The sequence below is a fragment of the Trichococcus sp. K1Tr genome, assembly GCF_028309625.1.
Taxonomy (GTDB): domain Bacteria; phylum Bacillota; class Bacilli; order Lactobacillales; family Aerococcaceae; genus Trichococcus.
In genome coordinates, this window is the sequence record NZ_JAQMHR010000002.1 from 329,836 (window position 1) to 352,206 (window position 22,371).

24 protein-coding genes are annotated in these 22,371 nt (G+C 45.3%); 15 read left to right on the forward strand and 9 right to left on the reverse strand.

The window, feature by feature from the left end; all coding sequences use genetic code 11:
- Window positions 1–66: 66 nt before the first annotated feature.
- Window positions 67–564: a hypothetical protein gene (locus PH235_RS04970; RefSeq protein WP_272161309.1), complete on the forward strand. Its 498-nt coding sequence runs from the start codon at window positions 67–69 to the stop codon at window positions 562–564.
- A gap of 207 nt (window positions 565–771) precedes the next feature.
- Here PH235_RS04970 and PH235_RS04975 read toward each other — a convergent pair whose 3' ends face one another.
- Complete coding sequence (locus PH235_RS04975; protein WP_272161311.1) at window positions 772–1,368, reverse strand: helix-turn-helix domain-containing protein; 597 nt, start codon at window positions 1,366–1,368, stop codon at window positions 772–774.
- Window positions 1,369–1,622: 254 nt separating this feature from the next.
- Here PH235_RS04975 and PH235_RS04980 point away from each other — a divergent pair, with 254 nt between their 5' ends.
- Entirely contained in the window at window positions 1,623–3,266 is a 1,644-nt protein-coding gene (locus PH235_RS04980) for a phosphoenolpyruvate carboxykinase (ATP) (RefSeq protein WP_272161312.1), read from the forward strand.
- A gap of 85 nt (window positions 3,267–3,351) precedes the next feature.
- On the opposite strand, the gene PH235_RS04985 is transcribed toward PH235_RS04980, so the two are convergent.
- The gene (locus PH235_RS04985; protein WP_272161313.1) at window positions 3,352–5,193 is read right to left on the reverse strand and encodes a sensor histidine kinase; all 1,842 of its coding nucleotides are present in this window, start codon (window positions 5,191–5,193) and stop codon (window positions 3,352–3,354) included.
- Between the two features lie 96 nt (window positions 5,194–5,289).
- Between PH235_RS04985 and PH235_RS04990 the strand changes: the two genes are divergently transcribed.
- Entirely contained in the window at window positions 5,290–6,000 is a 711-nt protein-coding gene (locus PH235_RS04990) for a response regulator transcription factor (protein WP_272161314.1), read from the forward strand.
- Between the two features lie 2 nt (window positions 6,001–6,002).
- On the opposite strand, the gene citG is transcribed toward PH235_RS04990, so the two are convergent.
- The 3 genes from citG to PH235_RS05005 all read right to left on the reverse strand — a co-directional run bounded on the left by citG (window position 6,003) and on the right by PH235_RS05005 (window position 9,036).
- Window positions 6,003–6,875, reverse strand: a complete 873-nt coding sequence (citG, locus tag PH235_RS04995; protein WP_334223630.1) for a triphosphoribosyl-dephospho-CoA synthase CitG — start codon at window positions 6,873–6,875, stop codon at window positions 6,003–6,005.
- Entirely contained in the window at window positions 6,853–7,563 is a 711-nt protein-coding gene (locus tag PH235_RS05000; protein WP_272161315.1) for a GntR family transcriptional regulator, read from the reverse strand. The genes citG and PH235_RS05000 overlap by 23 nt, the downstream gene beginning before the upstream one ends.
- 129 nt (window positions 7,564–7,692) lie before the next feature.
- Window positions 7,693–9,036, reverse strand: a complete 1,344-nt coding sequence (locus tag PH235_RS05005; protein WP_272161316.1) for a CitMHS family transporter — start codon at window positions 9,034–9,036, stop codon at window positions 7,693–7,695.
- A 399-nt stretch (window positions 9,037–9,435) separates the two neighbouring features.
- Between PH235_RS05005 and PH235_RS05010 the strand changes: the two genes are divergently transcribed.
- The 10 genes from PH235_RS05010 to PH235_RS05055 are packed head-to-tail and all read left to right on the forward strand — an operon-like array spanning window position 9,436 to window position 17,170.
- Window positions 9,436–9,762, forward strand: a complete 327-nt coding sequence (locus PH235_RS05010) for a hypothetical protein (protein WP_272161317.1) — start codon at window positions 9,436–9,438, stop codon at window positions 9,760–9,762.
- A gap of 16 nt (window positions 9,763–9,778) precedes the next feature.
- On the forward strand, window positions 9,779–10,171 hold the full coding sequence (locus PH235_RS05015; RefSeq protein WP_272161318.1) for an acetyl-CoA carboxylase biotin carboxyl carrier protein subunit: 393 nt from the start codon (window positions 9,779–9,781) through the stop codon (window positions 10,169–10,171).
- Between the two features lie 26 nt (window positions 10,172–10,197).
- The gene (locus PH235_RS05020) at window positions 10,198–11,319 is read left to right on the forward strand and encodes a sodium ion-translocating decarboxylase subunit beta (protein ID WP_272161319.1); all 1,122 of its coding nucleotides are present in this window, start codon (window positions 10,198–10,200) and stop codon (window positions 11,317–11,319) included.
- A gap of 27 nt (window positions 11,320–11,346) precedes the next feature.
- Complete coding sequence (locus tag PH235_RS05025; protein ID WP_272161320.1) at window positions 11,347–11,475, forward strand: OadG-related small transporter subunit; 129 nt, start codon at window positions 11,347–11,349, stop codon at window positions 11,473–11,475.
- 24 nt (window positions 11,476–11,499) lie between these two features.
- Window positions 11,500–12,525, forward strand: a complete 1,026-nt coding sequence (gene citC, locus PH235_RS05030; RefSeq protein ID WP_272161321.1) for a [citrate (pro-3S)-lyase] ligase — start codon at window positions 11,500–11,502, stop codon at window positions 12,523–12,525.
- Window positions 12,515–12,823 carry a citrate lyase acyl carrier protein gene (gene citD / locus PH235_RS05035; RefSeq protein WP_086626835.1) on the forward strand — a complete coding sequence of 103 codons (309 nt, stop codon included), beginning with the start codon at window positions 12,515–12,517 and terminating at the stop codon, window positions 12,821–12,823. The genes citC and citD overlap by 11 nt, the downstream gene beginning before the upstream one ends.
- Window positions 12,811–13,698, forward strand: a complete 888-nt coding sequence (gene citE / locus PH235_RS05040) for a citrate (pro-3S)-lyase subunit beta (RefSeq protein ID WP_272161322.1) — start codon at window positions 12,811–12,813, stop codon at window positions 13,696–13,698. The genes citD and citE overlap by 13 nt, the downstream gene beginning before the upstream one ends.
- 2 nt (window positions 13,699–13,700) lie before the next feature.
- Entirely contained in the window at window positions 13,701–15,233 is a 1,533-nt protein-coding gene (citF, locus tag PH235_RS05045; RefSeq protein WP_086626837.1) for a citrate lyase subunit alpha, read from the forward strand.
- Window positions 15,226–15,783, forward strand: a complete 558-nt coding sequence (gene citX, locus PH235_RS05050; protein ID WP_272161323.1) for a citrate lyase holo-[acyl-carrier protein] synthase — start codon at window positions 15,226–15,228, stop codon at window positions 15,781–15,783. Before citF ends, citX begins: the two co-directional genes overlap by 8 nt.
- A complete protein-coding gene (locus PH235_RS05055) occupies window positions 15,776–17,170 on the forward strand; it encodes an oxaloacetate decarboxylase subunit alpha (protein ID WP_272161324.1) in 1,395 nt (464 codons plus the stop codon). Before citX ends, PH235_RS05055 begins: the two co-directional genes overlap by 8 nt.
- 141 nt (window positions 17,171–17,311) lie before the next feature.
- On the opposite strand, the gene PH235_RS05060 is transcribed toward PH235_RS05055, so the two are convergent.
- The 4 genes from PH235_RS05060 to PH235_RS05075 all read right to left on the reverse strand — a co-directional run bounded on the left by PH235_RS05060 (window position 17,312) and on the right by PH235_RS05075 (window position 20,381).
- The gene (locus tag PH235_RS05060) at window positions 17,312–18,301 is read right to left on the reverse strand and encodes a lipoate--protein ligase (RefSeq protein WP_272161325.1); all 990 of its coding nucleotides are present in this window, start codon (window positions 18,299–18,301) and stop codon (window positions 17,312–17,314) included.
- 12 nt (window positions 18,302–18,313) lie between these two features.
- Window positions 18,314–19,171 carry a lipoyl synthase gene (lipA, locus tag PH235_RS05065; protein WP_233436726.1) on the reverse strand — a complete coding sequence of 286 codons (858 nt, stop codon included), beginning with the start codon at window positions 19,169–19,171 and terminating at the stop codon, window positions 18,314–18,316.
- Window positions 19,172–19,189: 18 nt separating this feature from the next.
- Entirely contained in the window at window positions 19,190–19,429 is a 240-nt protein-coding gene (locus tag PH235_RS05070; RefSeq protein ID WP_086942143.1) for a lipoyl domain-containing protein, read from the reverse strand.
- 424 nt (window positions 19,430–19,853) lie between these two features.
- Window positions 19,854–20,381, reverse strand: coding sequence for an acyl-CoA thioesterase (locus PH235_RS05075; protein WP_272161327.1), 528 nt, complete (start codon window positions 20,379–20,381; stop codon window positions 19,854–19,856).
- A 217-nt stretch (window positions 20,382–20,598) separates the two neighbouring features.
- On the opposite strand from PH235_RS05075, the gene PH235_RS05080 reads away from it, so the two are divergent.
- Both PH235_RS05080 and PH235_RS05085 read left to right on the forward strand, forming a co-directional pair.
- Complete coding sequence (locus PH235_RS05080) at window positions 20,599–21,933, forward strand: ferredoxin reductase family protein (RefSeq protein WP_272161328.1); 1,335 nt, start codon at window positions 20,599–20,601, stop codon at window positions 21,931–21,933.
- A 182-nt stretch (window positions 21,934–22,115) separates the two neighbouring features.
- A complete protein-coding gene (locus PH235_RS05085) occupies window positions 22,116–22,352 on the forward strand; it encodes a cytochrome b5 domain-containing protein (protein WP_272161545.1) in 237 nt (78 codons plus the stop codon).
- Window positions 22,353–22,371 lie beyond the last annotated feature (19 nt).

The window sequence follows — 22,371 nt, forward strand, 5'->3', positions numbered from 1 at the left end:
TAGACTACAGGCCGAGCAAATGAGTGATTGGATGTTTCCGGGGGATTAAGCAGAAGGGGTGGTAACATGGTGAAAATTGGTGAGAAGACAGTTGTGTCCGTAACGTGCCAAGATGTTATTCTGCAATTAGCTGAGCAGTATTGTTCTGAAGGGGAATACCTTCATTTCGGGATGAAAGAGAATCCGAAAAAATACGTATTGGTGACCGACGAAAAGATATACCTGATCAAATCCAAAGCGATGGCTGAGGACAAGCATAAAGAGGATGTATTCAGCATCCAGTACACGCAGATGCGGAAAGAGGAACTGAGGATGAAGTTTGATGGCTGGTTTGTGGAAATGTCCACCAACAGCGCCGCGAAGCAAGAGCCTCATTTCCATGTCATTTTGGACAAAATCCATGGCTTGCGTCCGGACGAAAAAGAAACCTCCATAGAGAATCCGCAACCCGTTTTGCCGGATTATCTGGATGCGGAGATCAACTGCTTAAAAGAAATATTGGCGGAAGGCCTCATCACGCAGGAAGAATACGAGAGCGTGAAGGATAGACTTTCCGAAATGTAATCAAGCAACCGGGTCCGCCGAGTCGCGATACAGAATAGCAAAAGAAAAACATGGAGCTGTCTCGTTTTCGAGAGAGCTCCATGTTTTTTGTGGTGCGGCGTGCTACTAGTGTCCGATATTTATGGGTTATCGGACAACTACGGATGAAAGCAAGTGCCGATTGTCCGATACTTACAGGTTATCGGACACCTTATTATGAAATTAAAATCAGATCGCCAAGCTTGTTCTCTTGAATGTGTTGAACTGGTCGCGCAAAAGGGCGCGCGTCAGATGGTCTTCAAAAGTCACGTTCAGGTTCGGCAGTTTTGCGATATTGTAGATGTCGTTTGTATCTTCCACGCGTACCCAATTGTTCAATACCTTCACGACGATGGAGGACAGCGGTTCTGCGTTGCTGCAATTGAACAATGTATCATCCACAAATTTTTTGAAAGGATTGACCAGTTGCGTTTCCGGCAGCATGTCCTCTGCTAAGTCCAAGGCATCATCCCGATAAATCGTGAATTCTTTCTCATAAACGGGTGGGGATTGCTTGATCAGTTCGTAATCCCGTTCCTTTATGTACGCCAAGGCATCCTGATATCCTTTGCGGTATTCCTTAGTCGATTTGATGCCGCTGTTCATGTAGGTTTTGGCTGCGATGACTTCTTCCAATGAATCTTCAGGAATCAACCATCCTTCCTTATTGCTGAATTTTACAGCATCCTTGATTTTCCCTTTGCGGATCCATCTGCGGACCATTTCTTCTGAATGGGTAATGTTTTTTTTGCTGAGTATTTTGACTGCTTCGGCTACGGTAAGCATTATTCATTCCTCCGTTATTACTTGTTTAGTTGACTCTATAGTAGCATTAAGCTTCCGGGATGTGGTGTTTCTTTTGTGTACTCCCAAACATAGTACAGTGAAAAAACACTTCTCGGATGTAAAAAAGTCTCATACACCAAGCAAGTGTTTTTTTACTGTTCAAAATATCAAGCACATCATAAGTACACCTCAATAGCGGCACAAATACAGAAAAGCATACTATAATGAAGGCATCAAAACTACGGAGGTCGCATATGGCAACAATTGAAACGTACCAAAGATCTGCATTGAAGAAAACCAATCCATTGTTAACTAAATTACGCACGACAGTCGAAACTGCTTTCTACGGCAGCAATATGCATGAAGTGAAAACGCTTGCCGAAGCCTATGAGTTGGCGAAAACATCCCCTGGGGTTATCGTAACCGATCTTCCCATCAAAGAGACGGATAAGTTGGGCCTGCCTGAAGACGCCAAAGTGTTGGTCGAAAACGGCGGCAAAATAGTCGGACGGACCGCTAAAGCAAGAAGGATCGTAGGCGAGGACAAAGTGGAAGACCAGCAGTTGATGGCGCTAGTCCGTGAAGTCATCTACCAGAACCGTACGAAGAAATACCACGAGACAACCGGCTATGTCGGATTGGATGAAGAGTTCATCATCAAAGCGCACATCGCATTCCCGGAAGGCAACGAAAATAATCTTTATTCCTGGTTATTGAACTTCCAGTGGGCCAATGACATGTACAACGAATTGTACGCGCATTCAAAAAAATACGAAGAAGGGGACATCTATATCTATACGGATCCCGACTGGCGCCATCCCGATTATCCGCTGGGTCTGGCTTACTTTGAACCTGATCATAACGTTGCTTGCATTTTGGGCATGCAGTATTTTGGGGAATTCAAGAAAGGCACGCTATCCTTGGCTTGGGGCACTGCGCATCGCAACGGGTATGCTTCCTGCCATGGCGGCCTGAAGAAATTTGTGTTGGAAGACAAGAAGCGCGTTTTTGCGTTCTTCGGCTTGTCCGGTTCAGGGAAATCGACCCTGACGCATTCGAAGCACAACGGAAAATACAAAGTCAAGGTCTTGCATGATGATGCCTTCATCATCGATCTGCTCGACGGCTCATCGATTGCATTGGAACCGGCTTACTTCGACAAGACTCAGGATTATCCGGCTGACCATCCTGAGCAGGAATATTTCCTGACTGCACAGAACGTAGGCGTGACGAAGGACGTGGACGGGAAACGTGTCTTGGTGACGGAGGACATCCGCAACGGCAATGGTCGCACCGTCAAGTCGCGTTACGTGACGCCAGATAGAGTGGACAAATTCCATTCGCCGATCGAGGGCATCTACTGGATCATGAAAGACGACTCCTTGCCGCCGCTCGTCAAAATCGAGGACCCGATCCTTGCCGCCACTTTTGGAGCCACGTTGGCGACGAAACGTTCGACTGCGGAAACCGCCAGAAAGGGCGAAGACAGAGACCGCTTGGTTATCGAACCTTATGCCAATCCATTCCGCGTCTACCCGTTGATCGAAGATTACGAAGATTTTAAAGCCCTGTTGAGCAAGGAGGCAGTGGACTGCTATATCATCAACACCGGCGCTTTCTTGAATAAAGACATCACAAAAGATATCACGCTTGGCGTGATCGAAAGCATCGTCGAAGAGACAGCCACATTCAAACCTTTCGGGGACGGGACCGGTTTGGCATACTTGGACGTGCCTGGCTATGAACCACCGTTGGAAGACGAAAACTACAAAAAGCTGGTCAAAGAACGGATGACGATGAGGATTGAGTTCCTGCAGACGTTCAACCAAGAACATCCAGACTGTCCGCTTCCGGATGAAGCGATTCATGCGTTTGATCAGATTGTCCGGTCTTTGTAAGTGTCACTAGATCTGAAATGAAAAAACCAACAGCATTGTCCCCGTCAATCAGGAATAATGCTGTTGGTTTTCATTTATTGTCGTGTCAGCTCTTTTGGAGTGGGATATTGATGCAGACCGTCAAACCTTTTTGGGCTCTGTCCAGTCTGATTTGCCAATCATATTTATCAGCGATGGAAGAAACCACAAACAGTCCCAAACCGGACCCGTTGATGCCTTTGGTGGTGAAGAAAGGATCGAACAGGTCATTGCTCTCCAATCCTTCCGCGATTCCGGGGCCATCGTCTGTGATGGACAGGACCGCGTATTCTTTGTCCTTCGTCACAATCGAGCGCTTCTGCAAATCGGCATTGCATTCGGCATCAGCTTTTTTCAGCCTGATCCTGACATTGCCGGGACGTTTGTCGATCGCTTGGAAGGCATTTGTCAGAAGGTTATACAGGACCACCTGCAAGTCCTGCTTGTCGAAGCCTTCAACCAAGATGCCGGGAGCGATATCACTTTCTACTTTGATGCTCTTCGGCGTCAGGATCGTGATTTCGGAAATGGTGTCCTTGAGCACTTGCGAAAGGTCATGCACGGTATCTTGTTGTCCTTCACTGACCTTGGAAAAACGCAATACGTTCGTTGAGAGATCCTTGCCTTTTTCAGCCGCAAGGTAGATTTCCTTCAGCTCGCTTACCAATTCCTCGTTCTCGGCGTAGTCTTCCATCAACAACTGGGCATTCCCCAGGATAGGCGTCAGGAAATTGTTCATGTCGTGAACGATGGTCGTGGTCAAAAGTCCGATTGCTTCCAGTTTACTTTCTTTCAGGATCCGTTTTTCCAGTTGATGGCGCTCATTTTCGAATTTTTGTTTTTCGATGAGGCGTTGGCTTTCTTCGTAAGCCTGATTTTTTTTGTTGTAGCCCCTGATCAAAAGGATGAAGATTAGAATTATAGCAGAAATCAGTAATAACAGACTTAATAGGATATAATTGTTTTGAATAGGGACGCGGTTGTGCTCATAGAAATCCGAGTTAAGGGCGATCACCCAGTGGGCTGCTCCGATGTCGATCCACTCAAAGGCACCCAGTTTCAGGACCTTTGTCGGATTCTCTTCATCCCACCAATAGGAATAATAGCTGAGCGTCCCTTCTTCTTGGGTGAGCTGGGCTTCCTCCAATCGTCTCAGATCGGAAAGGTCTAAATCCGGGAACTGCTCCTGGCGGCCGGAGATGATATCAAGTCCGACTTGGCTCTCGACCGGATGGATGACGACTTCCATATCGGCGTTCTTCACCAATGGATAGCCGCTGTAGTCGCTTGTATCGCTGAATATTTCCGCCTTGAACATATTTTCAAGGTTCAAAGGTGCGATAAAATAACCGGTGATTTGGCCATCGGCTGCAACGATCGGGGAATAAAGGTTGACGAACGATTGGTTCTCAAGAAAATAATCGCTGCTGTTTTGGACGAGCGAGCCGCTGCCGAGTAAAGATTCCAGAGTCGGATCCGCTTGCAGATAAGTTTCGGCGATATCTCCGGAGAGTTCCTGGAGGACACCATTTTTGAACTGCCAAGCCTTCGCCAAAACACCTGAGCCGTCAAGCTGGATCAACAGATTCGTCTGATCTGCATAGCCCCCCAAGTAAGCGGCGATGATCGCCTCTCTTTCGGCTTCGGCGAGTGGTGCTTCCGGGTGATCATCGGAAGTCAGCTCATGGGAGAATTGCTGAAGCGATAAGGACCGGTTTTCGATGACAAGCTTCAGGTTGTTCGTCACATAATTCAAGGTGCGCATCAGTTGTTCCTGACCGCTTTTCTTGGCATTCTGTTCCACGGTGTAGAAGCTGCCAGCGATCGTGATCAAGGTAATCGCGATGATGATGAATAACCCTGTCATGATGATGTTGATGATACGTGTCGTCGGTTTGTTTTCCATCATATAGGCCCTTTCCTAAAAAATGCATAGTATGTTAAATTATCAGATGACAAAACGATGTTTCTCTTGCGAAACTAGAGAACATTGAGGAGGAAAAATATGAATAATCAAAAAATACTCGTCGTTGATGACGATATCGCGATCCGGCGCCTTATTTGGAAGTCGCTGCAATCAACGGGCGTTCTTATTTACCAAAGTGATTCCATCGAAAAAACACTGGATATCATGACCCGTGTGACTTTTGATCTTTTTCTGTTGGATATCAGCCTGGAATATGAGAATGACGGCTATCATTTGGCGCAGCTGATCCGCGCTGACTACCCGTTAACCCCTATTATATTTATAAGCGGCAAAAAAAGCGAGACCGATATCATCAACGGTCTCGAAACAGGGGCGGATTATTATATTACGAAGCCTTTTTCGCCTAATCTTTTGCGGGCTCAAATTTTGAGTACTTTGGAAAGAATGAAGACCATCCAGTCACAAAAAACAAATCCGAACAGCCGTGTCCTTAAAGTGGGTGATTTTACTTTCGACAAAAATCTGTATCAACTTAAAAAGAGGGGGCAGGACATTGCCTTGTCATCCAAAGAAATCCAATTGATGCTATTTTTCCTGGAAAATCCGAATCAAGTTTTTTCGAAGGAGCAGATCTATGCGAATGTCTGGAATGATGGGGAGATGGACAACAACCTGATCATGGTATACATCAGCTACCTGCGCAACAAGATTGAGGATGACTCGAAAAAACCGCGCTATTTGAAGACCGTCTGGGGAATCGGCTATACGTTCAGCCCGGACGGCGAATAAGATCAGAGAAGATTTTCCAATTTTGCAAAAAAGATACCTAAGGATAAAAGATCGGCAGCGCCGCCTGGGCTCAAGTGTCTTTCTATCAAGACTAGGTCATAGCTGTACAGCAACTCTTTCAAGTTTCCTTCATGTGAATCTTGCAGGAGTTTTTTTGCTTCCATTTTGACTGTCTGCCAAGCGTCGATGCCTCCGCGGTGAATAATGTTGCCATCTTCGACTTGGCTCATCAACAGGAGCAGCGCCTCCAATAATAGCGTTTCAATGGGCTGGCCTTGATTTGCTCTTAAAAACGGCAAAACCAGTTCGCTCAGGGCAGGGTAGCCGGCTTCGGCTTCGCCGCGGATACCGGTAATGCCATAGCGGAGGTATAGTTTTTCTCCATACGTCAAGGAGGTTTTGGCAGCGAGATCGGCAAAATCATCCGTCACCAATCCTTGACTCATTTCTTGGGCATAGGAGAGCACTTTTTGCGTATCATTTTGTGTGAAAGGAGGCTGCAGACCCCGACCGATGCAAGCGCCGGTCGCCCCCAACAGAACCGCGAATGAAAAGTTGGCGCCTTTGTGGGTATTGATGTTTTTGGTGGCGGCCAACATCGCTTTTTCGGCGTGGACGCCCATTGAACGGACTTTATGGAACAACTCTTTTGCGGTTCCTTCATGTTCGATTCCTAATTTTACATATTGGTACAGGTAAGGGCTCAGGCTGACGATGCTGTCCAAAAAAGTGAAGAAGTCCATGTCGGAGTGGGCACCGCTGTTGTTGCGGTCCACCAGACCGGGTTTAGGCGTCAATGATACTTCATAAAGGAGAGCTTTCTCGGCTTGTCCGGCAATTTCGACGAGCAGCTCATTCATTGGTTTCAAAGTCAATTTTACGTTTCTCCATTTCTTTGACGATAAAATTCAGCGAGCGATCCAAATGTTCGTGGGTGATGAGTTGGATCTGGAGCGCATCCTGAGTTTTCATTCCGCGGTAGATCAACCAGTGTTCCGCCAATGCAAAATCACGTCTTTCCTTCGAACTGATCGAGATGTCCCTGAAGTACATCAAGTATTCCGATAGCTTCAGAACGATGGACTTCAAGCGTTGCATCTGGCTTTTTTCGTATATGAAATCATTGAATTCCAAAAATTTCTGCTGCAATTCCTCGACTTTATCTTCCTGATTCAACACTTCGCAATATTCCAAATGCAGGCGCATCACTTTGAAATCCTCGGCTGTCATCAGCTTCATGGCTGTTGTTGTAGCGAGGGTATCCAGCGCTTTGCGGATATCGTAAATTTCGTACGCATCTTTAATGCTGATGCCTTTTACGACGACGCCGACTCCAGGGACGTGTTTCACTAAATCTTCTTCGGTCAACTTTTTCAGAGCGTAGCGGATGGGTGTGCGGCTGATGTTCATGTTTTCGGAGAACTCTTTTTCGTTGATGCGTTCTCCGGCTGGGATTTCGCCTAAAATGACGGTCTTGCGGAAAGCTTCGTAAATCAGGTCTTTAAGTGGCTTGTTTTGGCTAAGGTCTAAATTTTTGCTGACTGCTTTGATTATAGTGCTCATCTTTTTCCCCTTCATCCTATTATTTTTTGGTTAACTGTTGGTTAGTTCTTTATGAGAGCGATCCCTTTATACTAAAAAGCCGAGCAGAGTCGCCCGGCTTTTCAGTCCTTATAAGGAGTATACGTTTCTTTATTGCGGGATGTAAAGCGGCATATGACCGAACAACAAGATTGTCACCAAGAAGATTACGAAAATTCCTAGCGCATATTTTGCTGATTCTTTTTGCCAAGCGCCCATATCCAAACCAGTCAAACGAAGCAACAGGTAGATGAAGGCAACCAGTGGGCTCAACAAGTGGAACGCTTGACCCATTACAGAAGCTAGAGCCATTTGCATGTTTGTGAATCCATAAGAACGACCAGCTTCGGCCAATACCGGCATAACACCGAAGTAGAAGCCATCATTGGAGATGAAGAAAGTACCCGGTGCAGAGATAAGGGCGATGATCAAGCCCCAGAAGCCTGCCAATTGTTTTGGAATGATTGTTGCGAAGCTTTCAGCCAATGCTGTAGCCATACCTGAACCTTGGAATAAGCCCATGAATACGCCGGCTGCGAATACCAAGATAACTACTTGAACAGCGTCGCCACCATTTGCTCCGATACGTGAAGATTGATCTTTAAGAGCAGGGTAGTTCACCATCAAAGCGATACACGTACCAACCAAGAACAACATCAATGGGGGCATTGAAATAGCTTCGATGAATGATCCAGCAACCAACCAAGCGATCAAGCCGATTGTAAGGATACCATTGAATACGAAGTTTTGTGGACGACGGATTTCTTGAGTTTCAGGATCCGTTACAGTTGTCATTTCATCGATCTCTGCATCACTTAGGATTCGAACGCCTAGACGAGCGCGTTCTTTGCGGCCCATGTGTGGTGCAACCCAGAAAGTGACATACAGTAAAGCCAATACCATACCAGGGGCAAGGTAAGAAAGGATGCTTGCATCAACTTCAAGAACAGCCATTGCTCGAGCAGTAGGACCGCCCCATGGAAGCAAGTTCATGATTGTGTTTTGCAAAATAATCAACACACCAAGGTTCATCAGGTTCATATTTAACTTCTTATAGATAGGAATGAAAGCTGAAGTACAAATCAATGTTGTGGTTGTTCCGTCACCATTCAAGGAAACAGTGGCAGCAACGACAGCAGTTGCCATCAAAACCTTCATTGGATCGCCTTTAGCGAAGTGGATCATTTTTTTAGTGATAGGGTCGAATAGACCAGTATCCAACATGATAGAGAAGTACATAATAGCGAACAATAACATGATACCTGTTTTAGAAGTTGTGGTTACCCCTTCCAGAACAAATTCACCGATGTTCCCAGAGGTAACACCCGTTGCCATAGCGATGAGCGTAAAAACAAGAGGGATGATAACTAATGCGGTGAACGGTGATAATTTCTTCTTCATGATCACGTACATGAAAATTGCGATCATTCCATAAGACAATACTGTAAGTAACATTTTTTTTCTCCTTCCGACTATAAAAAAGTTTTTTGAGAGTGCCCGATTCCTTTGATAGTCAAACTAAGACGTGAATAGATTCACATTTATTCTAATTTAAAAATCCCAAAGTTGATTGGGCTGTCTCTCTAAGAGCAATAATAGTTACTTTACAAGTCAATTGAAAGCCGTTACTTTAAAAAAACACAAAAAATACACATGAATTGAAACGCTTTCTTAAATGCGGCTTAACCAAATATTAAAAAAGTCTTAAATGGCTATAAACGTTGATTTGACAACGTTTATGGTGTTTTGGTGATTTTGAGAACATAAAAAAAACAATAAAACAGGCTCAATGACCTGTTTTTAATGAGAGAAATTTCTATAATGGGATTAAATCCATAGAAAGGACGTGAGAAAATGAATTTTTTCAAAGGTTTCTTTGGGAAAAAGGACACAATAGCGCCTAAGCCAGTACCATCAGCAACTGTTTCTGCAAGTGCACCCGTGAATGACCTGATTGAAATTCCAGCTTTTATACCCACTGATCCGAATGAATATGAATTAGTCAGTGTCATCGCGACAGCAATCGCTGCAGGAGATCATCCTAAATCGCAGTTTGTGGTAAAGAATATTATGAAGCGTAATCCCGAGGCTCATCTTGTTTCGCTGATTTCCGCAAGCCTTGCGGCAGGCACCATGCCTGAAAGTAAATTTATAGTAAGAAAAATAAGTCAGGTTAAATAATAAGGAGGAATTATAAATGTTAAGAAAATTCAAGATTGCAATCGATGGTAAGGAATACTTAGTGGAAATGGAAGAAATCGGCGGCGTGCAACAACCCGTTCAAGCACCAGTTGCAGCAGCACCGGTAGCTCCAGTAGCGGCACCAGCAGAACAAGCAGCACCAGCACCAACTGCAGCGGCTGTTTCAGCAGCTTCAGGAGACGCAATGACAGCACCGATGCCAGGAACAATCCTAAGACTGTTAGTGAACATCGGCGATGAAGTAAAAGAAAACCAACCATTGATGATCCTTGAGGCTATGAAGATGGAAAATGAAGTTGTCGCAAACCATGCTGGTAAAGTAGCTGGCATCCATGTGAACCAAGGTCAAGTCGTAAATGCCGGCGATGCATTAATCACCATCGCATAATTATTTTATTAGGAGGAAGTGAATAAATGGAGACATTATTAGCAGGAATTACATCCATTACGATGGGACAGATCGTGATGATGCTTATCGGGGCTGTCCTGATATATTTAGGAATCAAAAAAGAGTATGAACCTACATTATTGGTGCCTATGGGACTTGGTACCATCTTGGTCAACTTCCCAGGTACGGGCGTACTGACCCAAATGGTCAACGGATCTGAATCAGAGGGCGTTTTGGATGTTCTCTTCGAAGCAGGTATCAGCACAGAGCTGTTCCCGTTGCTGATCTTCATCGGTATCGGTGCCATGATCGATTTCGGTCCGCTGTTGCAAAACCCGTTCATGTTATTATTCGGTGCAGCCGCTCAATTCGGTATCTTCTTTACAATCGTAGTCGCTATCTTCTTCGGATTCGACATCAGAGAAGCTGCTTCAATCGGTATCATCGGTGCCGCTGACGGCCCGACAGCCATCTTCGTATCCAACCAGTTGGCGCCTAATCTACTGGGACCGATCACTGTTGCCGCTTATTCCTACATGGCGCTTGTTCCGATCATCCAACCGATCGCGATCAAAGCTGTCACTACCAAAGCAGAACGTCGCATCCGCATGACTTATAAAGCGGAAGGCGTATCCAAAATGACAAAAATTCTTTTCCCGATCATCATTACGATCGTTGCCGGTTTTATCGCACCAATTTCCCTTCCGTTGGTAGGTTTCCTGATGTTCGGTAACTTGTTGCGCGAATGTGGCGTTTTGGACAGACTTTCATTGACTGCCCAAAACGAATTGGTCAACATCGTCAGTATCCTGTTGGGACTTACGATTTCCGTCAAAATGCAAGCTGATTTGTTCTTGAATCTGCAAACATTGATGATCATCGCTTTCGGTTTGGTTGCCTTCATCATGGACACAATCGGCGGCGTATTGTTCGCAAAACTGCTGAACTTGTTCAGAACCGAAAAAATCAATCCGATGATCGGTGGTGCCGGTATTTCCGCATTCCCGATGTCAAGCCGTGTTATCCAAAAAATGGCTACTGACGAAGATCCTCAAAACTTTATTTTAATGTATGCTGTCGGTGCGAATGTATCCGGACAAATTGCATCTGTTATCGCTGGTGGTTTAGTACTTGCCTTCTTTAGTTAAGAAGGTTCATAGAAAGGAGATATAATTATGGTTTTTGATCCAGAAGCTTTACAAATTGCATTTGAATTGATGATTTTCGGTATGGGCGGCATCTTCCTAGTCCTATTCCTCCTTTATGTTGTGTCGATTGTACTGATCAAACGTTTTCCAGCCTAAAAATAAAACAAAGAAGGCTTACCTATGTATGAACTGAAAAGAATCTGGATAACGCGTGTTCCAGCGGACAAAAAAGCTTGGGAGGATTTATTGTTCTTAGGCGGACTTGTCCCGGACGAGCAAGTCGACTATACAGTAGGCCTCTATGACCGAAACAAATTAGTCGCTACCGGATCGACTTATCAAAACATCATCAAACTAGTCGCTGTCGATCCTGAGTATCAAAGCGAAAATTTATTGACAAAAATCGTGATGGCTTTATCTTCCAAGCTTCACGATGAGGGCATTATCCACTTCTTTTTGTATACGAAACCCTGCGTGGCGATTTCCTTTGCATCGCTTGGCTTTAAAGAGATCATCCGCACTGACACGATTCTTTTTATGGAACAAGGCTCTCCCGATTTTTCGGACTACTTGGCCTTGCTTGAAAGCCATAAGAGGGATGCCGATCATGCGGGAGCCATCGTAATGAATGCGAATCCGTTCACTAAAGGTCATTTGTACTTAGTCGAAACGGCTGCTGCACAAGTTGATATTCTCTATCTTTTTGTCCTGTCCGATGATCGCTCCGAATTTTCGACGGAAGAGCGATCAAAGCTTGTCAAGGCGGGCACACAGCACCTTCCGAATGTGGTCATTCTCCCGACAAGGGATTATCAAGTGTCATCCGCTACTTTCCCATCCTATTTTCTGAAGGATCAGGCAGTAGAGAGCATAGCCCGCGTACAGGCAACGCTGGATGCAACCTTGTTCAAGGAGAGGATCGCGCCTGCTCTCCAGATCAAAACGCGCTTTGTAGGGGAAGAACCATTATCCCCCGTTACAGAGGTATATAACGAGAGTATGCGTGAGATTTTTTCTGATACGCTTGCCCTGACAGTCGTTCCCCGGATCGAACAGGATGGACAGGTCATCAGTGCTACACGTGTACGAAAAGCATTGAAAGAAGATGATTTTCAAACAATTAAAAAACTTGTACCAGCAACAACGTATTTGTATTTAATAGAAAATTATGGAAAAATTAATAGGGGTGAAAAAAGTGGAAATTAAAAAATATGCAGTAGCTGGAACGACTGAATCAAGTGACATCATGATCGTCGTAGAACCTAGCGATAACAATGAAGTTGCAGTGACACTGGATTCAAGCGTGGAAAAACAATATGGCGATCGTATCGAGGAAGTCATCATCGCAACACTTAAAAATCTGGGCATCACAAGCGCGAAAGTATCCGCTGTTGACAAAGGTGCATTGGATTGCACGATCGAAGCGCGTACAGTAACAGCCATTCATCGTGCTGCTGAAAACAACGACTACAACTGGAAGGAGATGGACACATGGAACGTTTAAGAAGAACTATGATGTTTGTCCCTGGCGCAAATGCTGCAATGCTTAGGGATGCACCCCTGTATGGTGCTGATTCAATCATGTTTGACTTGGAGGACGCGGTTTCTCTGAAAGAAAAAGATTCAGCCCGTACATTAGTGCATTTCGCCTTGAAAACATTTGATTACAGCAAATCAGAAACAGTTGTACGTATCAATAGTTTAGACACTGTTGGAAAACTAGACATTGAAGCTGTAGTTTTGGCTGGCGTGGATGTAATCCGTCTACCGAAAACAGAAACTGCTCAAGATATCATTGATGTAGATGAAGTAATCACTGAAGTCGAAACAAAATATGGTATCGAAATCGGAACAACTAAAATGATGGCAGCCATCGAATCTGCTGAAGGTACATTGAATGCTCGTGAAATCGCAAAAGCATCTACTCGTTTAATCGGGATTGCATTAGGCGCAGAAGACTACGTAACAAACATGAAAACAAAACGCTACCCTGACGGACAAGAATTGTTCTTCGCAAGAAGCTACATTCTTCATGCTGCTCGTGCAGCTGGAATCGCTGCTATTGATACAGTTTACTCTGACGTTGAGAATGTACAGGGCTTCTCCAGAGAAGTTGAACTTGTTAAACAACTTGGTTTTGATGGTAAATCTGTTATTAATCCTCGTCAAATCCCAATCGTGAACAAGATTTACGCACCAACAGAAAAAGAAATTCAAAATGCAAAAGAAGTTATCTGGGCAATCAGAGAAGCAGAAGAAAAAGGTTCAGGCGTTATCTCATTGAAGGGTAAGATGGTTGACAAACCAATTGTTGAACGTGCACAACGCGTTATTGCATTGGCCAAAGCGGCTAAACTGATTAACGAGGAGGAAATTTAATAATGGCCATCAATAAAGTTGGAAAAGACATTCCTGAAGTATTTGCTCAACAATACGGTGTTTATGACGGGGAATTAGCAAACATCGCTGATTACGAAGAGTCTACTCGTAAACTTCATCCTGTAAAGCCTAACGACAAAAAGATGTTAGGTAGCATTCGTGAAGCGATTGAAAAAACAGGACTTAAAGACGGCATGACAATTTCTTTTCACCATCATTTCCGCGAAGGCGACTTCGTAATGAACATGGTTATGGATCAAATTGCTAAAATGGGTTTCAAAAACATTTCTATTGCTCCAAGCTCCATTGCAAATGTTCATGAACCATTAATTGGACATATTAAATCAGGTGTTGTGACAAACATTACATCAAGCGGATTACGTGATAAAGTTGGGGCAGCTATTTCCCAAGGTATCATGGAAAACCCTGTTGTGATTCGCTCTCATGGTGGACGTGCCAGAGCAATCGTCCGTGGAGATATCCATATCGATGTTGCTTTCTTAGGCGCTCCAAGTTCTGATGAATATGGTAATGTGAATGGAACATCAGGAAAAACAACGTGCGGATCTTTAGGCTACGCTATGGTAGATGCAAAGTATGCTGATAAAGTTGTCGCTATTACTGACTCATTGATGCCTTATCCAAACACACCAATCAGTATTCCTCAAACAGATGTTGATTATGTTGTTGTCGTTGATGCAATTGGCGATCCTGAAGGAATTGCTAAAGGGGCAACACGGTTCACTAAAAACCCTAAAGAACTATTGATTGCAGAATATGCTTCTAAAGTAATCATTAACTCTCCTTATTATAAACAAGGTTTCTCTTTCCAAACAGGTACCGGTGGAGCATCTCTTGCTGTAACGCGCTTCTTGAAAGATTCTATGATTGAAGATGGTATCAAAGCTAGCTTTGCTTTAGGTGGTATTACTAACGCAATGGTAGAATTGCTTGAAGAAGGACTTGTTGGGAAAATCATCGACGTGCAAGATTTTGACCATCCGTCTGCTGTTTCTTTAGGAAATAATGTTAACCATTATGAAATTGATGCAAACATGTATGCTTCTCCATTAAGCAAAGGCGCTGTCATCAATCAATTGGATACAGCTATTTTATCTGCGCTAGAAATCGATACCGACTTTAACGTGAATGTAATAACAGGTTCTGATGGTGTTATTCGTGGCGCTTCAGGCGGACACTCAGATACAAGTGCAGCATGTAAAATGAGTTTGGTTATTTCACCACTTATTCGTGGACGTATCCCAACAATTGTTGATACAGTAAATACTGTCGTTACACCAGGTGCTAGTGTAGATGTAGTTGTTACCGAAGTTGGTATTGCTATCAATCCTGAACGTAAAGATTTAATTGAACACTTCAGTAATCTTGATGTTCCTCAATTTACAATTGAACAATTAAAAGACATTGCATATTCTGTAGTAGGAGCACCAGAACCTATTGAATACGGAAACAAAGTAGTTGCTTTAATCGAATACCGTGATGGTACGATAATCGATGTGGTAAAAAATGTCTAATACAACCCTTTTTACTGAAGGAGAACGCGTTACTTTAGCAGAAATGTTGGCGGTGCGTGAAAAACGTGTCGCCATCCAACGGGAATTATTGAGCAGCCAGAAAGAGGACAGCCTCTTGATGGCACTCATGAATATTCCGGGTCCGATAAAAAACAATCAACAATTGGAAGCTGTCTTTACTGAGGTTCTGGAACGCATAGAAGAAGTGTTGGGCAATGATCTGCCGCAAGCTTCCCTCTACCGGAACCTGAAGACAGGGGCGGAATACTTTTTCCTTTCACCATTGACGCCTGCACAACTGAAGGAAAAAATGGTGATGATCGAAGAAACGCATCCTTTCGGCCGATTGTTTGACCTGGATGTTCTTTGGATGGAAGGCAATGATCTGAAGAGCATCAGCCGGACCGAATTAGGCCTGAATACGAGACGTTGCTTCATCTGCAATCGTGATGCAAAAGATTGCGGACGCAGCCGTCGCCACACCATTGAAGAAATGCAAGATGCCATTTCTAAAATAATACAAGAAGGAAGTGACCAATTACATGACTAAAGAAATCCGTTTTATGGAAACGGTCTTGCGTGATGGTCAACAAAGTTTGATTGCAACACGTATGCCACTATCAGATATGTTGCCGATCATCAAAACCATGGATGAAGCCGGCTACCACTCCATCGAAATGTGGGGAGGGGCTACCTTTGATTCTTGTATCCGTTATTTGAACGAGGATCCATGGGAACGTCTGCGTACGATCCGTAAAGAAGTCAAAAATGCAAAATTACAGATGCTATTGCGTGGCCAAAACTTATTGGGATACAAACATTATTCCGATGATGTCGTCAGCGCATTTGTCGAAAAATCAATCCAAAACGGCATTGATGTTGTGCGTGTCTTCGATGCGTTGAACGATCTGCGCAACCTGAAGACAGCCATCGACATCACCAAAAAAGCTGGCGGACATTGCCAGACTGCAATTTCTTATACAACCAGCGAATTCCATACAGTCGACTATTTCGTCGGCTTGACGAAGGAAATGGCTAAAATGGGCGCAGATTCCATCTGCATCAAGGACATGGCCGGCGTTTTGACGCCAGCCGTCGCTTTTGAATTGGTAAGCAAAATCAAAGCAGCCGTTGATTTGCCTTTGGAAGTCCACACACATGCGACAAGCGGCATTGCTGAAATGACGTACTTGAAAGCTGTTGAAGCCGGTGCTGATATCATCGACACAGCCATCTCCCCATTTGCTGGCGGCACAAGCCAACCAGCTACGGAATCCGTCGCAATCGCGTTGGAAGGTCTGGGCTACAACACGGGTCTTGATATGAACAAACTTGCAGAAATCGCCGATCACTTTGCACCGATCCGTGATCGTTTCCGCAACGACGGCATCCTGAACCCTAAAGTGAAGGACGTCGAGCCGAAAACATTGCTGTACCAAGTGCCGGGCGGCATGCTTTCCAACTTGTTGAGCCAACTGACTGAACAAGGCCTGCAGGACAAATACGACGATGTATTGGCAGAAGTTCCGAAAGTGCGTGCGGACTTAGGCTATCCTCCATTGGTTACACCGTTATCGCAAATGGTCGGTACGCAAGCCTTGATGAACGTCATCTCAGGCGAGCGCTACAAACTTGTGCCTAACGAAATCAAGGAATATGTAAGAGGTCAATACGGCAAACCGCCTGTAGCGATTTCTGCAGAAATCACGAAAAAAATCATCGGCAACGAAGGCATCACAACTGTGAGACCTGCCGATCTGATCTTGCCGCAAATGCCTAAATTTGAAAAAGAGATCAAACAATACGCTAAATCCACAGAAGACGTCTTGATGTACGCTTTGTTCCCGCAACAAGCAAAAGACTTCCTGGGACGCAGAGAAGACAGATTCTACGATGTTCCAGTACAAACAATCGATGTTTCCATCGACGTACAATAAGCATCTATAATGAAATAAAAGCTCCAAGCATACCTTTACCGGTGTGCTTGGAGCTTTTTTGCATAATGTTATACAACAAGTGCGCCTGCTTCATTAATCGAAATGAAGGGGCTTCTTGCGCTTTTTTGAAGTGGAAGAAGCTTATGCTTCCGGAAACAAAAGGGCCACGATATCGTTTGTTGTGATGCAGTACAACTGCCCTTCAGACAATACTGGCGTTAAACGGTTTGCTACATCTGATTTGTCGAAACGGCTTCCGCGCAGGGCAGACTCGAGGGTTTCGATATCTATCGAACTGAAGAAGTCACCGGAAATTTGACAGTCCTGGATGACGTAATGATCGAGCTGGAGAGCGATTTCGATGCGTCCTCCGGGCAAACGGCCGGAAACGCAGAAATTTGCCTCCCGTGATTGACCATAGTTCCATTCCCAGCGGCGGTATTTTTGTTCAGCTAGCTGCTGCACGGCTTCATACTGTTCCGGAGAGAGCTCGAGGATGTGTGCTTCCTGACCCAGGATGTTCCGGCGGAATTCGTCAGCAAACCAGTTTCGTTCAGTCTTAGGTGCTACATGATTGGCGATTAGGGCGGTGCGTTCACGCACCGAATCAACGCCCTTGCTGCGCAGTTTTTCGGGATCGACCTTCAAGGCAGCCGCCATATGCTCGATATTCGTATCGAAAAGGAGGGTCCCATGATGGACGGTAAAGCCCGCTTTCATATATTGGGCATTTCCCGATATTTTTTGACCGTGGATGGCGATATCGTTCCGGCTGTTCCGCTCTGCTGGAATACCAAGCGTTTGCAAGGTATGGATAATTCTGTCCATATAAGGTTCGAAATCTATCACTTGATTTTGACCATCCACAATGAAGCTGTATTGGTAGCACCCTTCATCGGTGTAAATGGCACCACCGCCGGAAGGTCGCCGGACAACATCGATTTTTTCGGCATCGATATAGGATGAATCAATTTCCTTGAACGCATTCTGGTATTTTCCCAGCATCACGGTAGGGCGCGTCTGCCAAAATAAAAACAAGGCGTCTTCCTCTGCCGGGAAGTTTGTTATGCAGTATTCTTCCAAGGCAAAGTAGAAAGCGGCATCCCGTTCCTCGCATGAAATCGTATACAATAGTTTTCCTCCTTATTGGGTATGAACGGATTCGACAGCGGCACGGGCACGGTAGGAGCTTCGCACAAGCGGTGAACTTGCTACATATTTGAATTTTTTCGCCATGCCTGTCCGTTGGTATTCAGCAAAAGTTTCCGCGGGTACATATTCATGCAATGGATAGTGCTTCGCTGAAGGTTGTGAGTATTGGCCGATTGTCAAAAAGTCCACATCGACTGCACGTAAATCATCCATCAATTCATTGATTTCGTCGGCTGTTTCGCCTAAGCCAAGCATAATGCCCGTTTTCGTCAAAATGCTGGGATCTTGTTTTTTGACATATTCCAGTACGTCCAGAGAACAATCATAAGTGGCGCGGTGACGAATTTTCGGTGAAATGCGGCGCACGCTTTCCATATTATGGTTAAATACATCTGGTTTTGCCGCAATGACTTTATCGATCGCCAACTGGTCTCCTTGGAAGTCGGGTGTCAGTACTTCGATCATTGTGTGTGGATTCTGTTTGCGTACTTCTTCGATGACTTCAGCAAAGTGGCCAGCTCCGTAATCCGGTAAATCATCGCGGTCGACGCTTGTGATCACAACATATTCCAAGCCCATTTTTTTGACTGCTTGAGCTAGTTGTTGAGGCTCTTTTTCATTGACAGGGCCTGGCCTGCCATGGGTAACATCGCAAAAACGACAACTCCGCGTACAAATGCGCCCCAAAATCATAAAGGTAGCTGTACCGCTGCTGTAGCATTCGCCCATGTTTGGACAGCTGGCTTCATTGCACACGGTATTCAATTCGAGTTCGTCCATTAATTGTGTTACTTTTTCAACGGCTTCTGGGTTATAGCGCACTTTGAACCATTGTGGTTTTGTTTCCAAAATCATTCCTCCTGAAGGTTAGAGTATGTCGATAATTGCGATAGCTTCACCGGTTTGGACGGTATCATTTTCCTTGACCAAGGTTTCTACTAGCACGCCGTTAAAGTTACTCTCGACTTCGCTGACGACCTTATCCGTTTCAACCTCGAATAATACTTCGCCAGCTGCGATTGAATCTCCGATGTTTTTCGTCCAGATTCCAAAAATGACTTCATCGTTTTTCGGATTGATTTTCGGCATCGTTACCGTTTGTTTCATGAGCTTCCCTCCTTTGTTTTTTTGTTGAGCTTACACAGTGATAGTTTTAGAATGGTACAGTTTTCGTTTCGTTTGAAATCATTGCATCCGGGTTAGGAATAAGAAATATTTTAACCACTTTATCATTTTAACAGTTCCCTCAGCTTTATTCAAGAGGGGTTGATGAAGAATGGCAAATATGCTAAATACCTCCCGTCTTCACCATTATATTAATGAGGAAGACGGGAGGTGCTCATTTTATTCGTGCTTTGGATCACCAGCAAAAAGCATGCCGGGATGCTTGCGCCGGAATTTCATTCAGTAGGATGCATTAGATGTCCGCTGCTATGAAAACGGTTTGAATTCCGGTAAAATAATACAGAAAAATAAGGTGTTTATCGAGGGGCAGGATCTTGCTGTAGATGACGCCCAGCCGTGGAACAGTTCAGCGATCCCAAATCTGTTTGGTGGAAAGTCCGGAAAGCAGACGGCTGTTCTGGTTGCGTTTGGTCAGATTGTTGATCCTGCGCTCCTCGTAGCCGGCGCAAATCATCTTTTCTTCCTCCGACTCGGGCTGGATCAGTGGCATCACAAAGTCGGGATCCGAGCTGTCGGTGATGACGAAAGTCAGGAAGGCGTAAGCGCAGATGCGGCTTTCGCTTGTGCGGACATCCGTGGCGGTCAGCTTGGCGAATGCTTCCACGGATGTGTTCCCGCAGCCGGAAACATACGCCTCCACATAGATGGCCTCATTTATCCGGACAGGCTGGATGAAGGCGACCAAATCGACAGTCGCGGTGAAGGAAGGCCGCTTGACGAAGTTGAACACGGCTCTGCCGCAGGCTGAATCGAAGTGCGACATGATTTCGCCGCCGAACAGGGTATCTTTATCGTTCAATTCGCTGTAGGACACGAAAGCAGTGCGTACGTTTCGCGTCTGGTTGCATGTCAGTTGTTTTTTTGTATGGTCCATATCATCATTCCTTATTTTTGGTTATTTTTTTTATTGTATCACAGCATTTGGCTTCAGAAGTGTATTCCGGTTGCTTTTGCATTTTGTCAGTCGAGGCTTCTAGTTTGTATCCGTTTGCATAACGTTATAAAATGGACACAAGAGATGCATTCCCTGCAGAAAGGAACGCTCCTTGCATCTGTCCGCCGAAACCAGCAGAAGAAAAGAGGGCTCGCCAATGAACAGAAAACTGATGCGCCTGCTGATTGTTGCCGCTTATATCCTTCTCCCTGTGCTTATTGCTGCAGTCGCACTCAGGAACAGGAGCTTCCTTTTCGCAGGACCGCCTTTTCTAGGAATCGTATCCTATACATGGCTTTTGACGGGAGTCATCATCGCATCCCGTCCGAGGTTTATCGAACACTACTTCAGCTTGGACAAGCTGAATCGATTTCATGCCATCATGGCCGTCGTCGCTTTGTCAATCGGAGTCACGCATAAATTATGGGTGACGCTTCTCTGGGGCTGGGTATACCGCTATTCGACCATCTTCGGGGACCTGGCCATCATCTTTTTTTTGACCATCGCTGTCCTTTCCGCTCTCATCATGACCAATTGGTTCGGACGAAAAAAAATCGTCAAAACGGCCAAAATAACCCTCAAAAAATATCCGATCGCCAACTACGAGAAAATGAAATTCGTCCATAATTTCAACATTGTCGCCGCCACTTTTTTGGCTATCCATGTCTTGACCATGACCGTGATTGTGCAGGGAGACTACCTTGCCGCCGCCATCCTCGGAGGCTATTTCGCTTTGGCATTTGGCCTGTACATCAACCATAAATTCCTCAAACCCACAAGACTCAAAAAAAACCTGTACACAGTCACCGCCACAAGACCGGAAAAGGGCAATGTCCTGGAAGTGCATCTGAAACCTGACAACGGCGAACTATTCCCTTACCAAGCCGGGCAGTTTGTCTTTCTGCGCCTGTATGACGCGCAATATTCATCGGAAGAGCATCCTTTCTCGCTGATCAGTGCCCCGCAGGATCGGGATGAAGCCGCATTGGCCATCAAGGATTCCGGTGATTACACCCACCGGTTCCAAACGCTGCAGCCGGGCGTCAAAGCGTCGCTGGAAGGCCCTTACGGCGGAATGTGGCATGTCCAGGAAGGCATGCACGATAAAACAGTGAGTATGGTCATGTTTGCGGGAGGAATCGGGATCACGCCGATGCTGGGGATACTGGAAAACAGCGCGCGCCTGCAATTTCCGAACAGAACAGTATTGATCTGGAGCCTGAAAAATCAGGATGAGTATGGGTTTACCGATAAGCTGGAAACGTTGAAGGATACGCTCCCTGATTTCCGTTTGGTGCCATTCTTTGCCAATGAGAACGGCTTTCTTGATGAAGGAAAAATCGAGAAGATTCTCCAGGACAATGAAATTCGATTTGAGGCTGCCGAGTACTTGTTGTGCGGTCCGCCGCCATTCATGAATGCAGTCGAAGCAGTTTTGCTTAAAAAAGGTGTTCCCAAAGACCGCATCCATTATGAAACATTTGGTTTATGATGAAGGAGGAACCGACAATGCCCAGAAGAAAATTGAGCCTGATGCTGCAAGCAGGACTGGCTGGCCTGCTGTTGGTCGCCTGTGCGCCTGCCACTGTTGAAGACAGCGCAACAACGAGTTCCGAAGTCGTATCGGTCAGCAGTTCATCTGAAGAGGGCGCAACGGACAGTTCCGCCACAGAAATGCGGACCTTCACGCTCGAAGAACTCAGCCAATACAACGGCAAGGATGGTCAGCCGGCATATGTAGCCGTCGATGGGGTAGTCTACGATGTCACAAATGTGGAAGCTTGGAAAAACGGAGACCATAAATTGGGCTTGACTGCAGGCAATGAATTGACAGAAGAAATCACCAACCTGTCGCCCCACGGCAAAAAGGTCCTTGAAAGACTGCCGATCGTCGGCGAGCTTGTCGAATGATTTTATGAGAATAAAACAG